The following is a 686-nucleotide window of genomic DNA, read 5'->3' on the forward strand; positions in this document are numbered from 1 at the left end:
CCACTTTGTGGTTCATGACTGGGGTGAAGTCGTAACAAGGTAGCGCTAGGGGAACCTGGCGCTGGATCACCTCCTTATACGATGATTATTGCGATGAGTGTTCACACAGATTGATACGGTTTATAAAGTAAAGAGACGATACTGGGTCTGTAGCTCAGGTGGTTAGAGCGTTCGCCTGATAAGCGAGAGGTCGGTGGTTCGAGTCCACTCAGACCCACCAATTTCTTTCCCAAGGAATTGGCGACAGTATCGACACCTTGATGGGGCTATAGCTCAGCTGGGAGAGCGCCTGCCTTGCACGCAGGAGGTCTGCGGTTCGATCCCGCATAGCTCCACCATCTTTAAGTGTTCTTGAAAAAGAATCTTTAAAAATGGTTTTCATCAGAAAATCTAGCTCTTTAACAATTTGGAAAGCTGACAAAACAACAATTTATTGTTGTTTGTAAAGTTCTCAATGTTTATCGAAAGATAAACACCAAAAAACACATTCAAGTGTTCTTGGCTTTTTGTTTTCATTTTTTCTAAAAATGAAGGTAAAGAGATGAGTCCGGCAAAATCGAATGTCTCTCGCTCATTCAAATAATGAGAGACAACTTTGGTGATTTGAACATCAACTCGAAACTCCTTCGGGTTGTATGGTTAAGTGACTAAGCGTACACGGTGGATGCCTTGGCAGTCAGAGGCGA

Annotated in this window: 2 tRNA genes and 1 rRNA gene; all 3 read left to right on the forward strand. The window is 43.4% G+C overall.

Annotated features, from left to right (window positions below):
* Positions 1-77 (forward strand): 16S ribosomal RNA (locus tag R8O10_RS25285); the annotation flags it as partial.
* Positions 78-143: 66 nt separating this feature from the next.
* Positions 144-220, forward strand: a tRNA-Ile gene (locus tag R8O10_RS25290).
* 42 nt (positions 221-262) lie between these two features.
* Positions 263-338: transfer RNA gene (locus R8O10_RS25295), tRNA-Ala, on the forward strand.
* Positions 339-686: the final 348 nt, after the last annotated feature.

Source organism: Vibrio sp. 1727, from assembly GCF_033344415.1.
Classification (GTDB): Bacteria; Pseudomonadota; Gammaproteobacteria; order Enterobacterales; family Vibrionaceae; genus Vibrio; species Vibrio alginolyticus.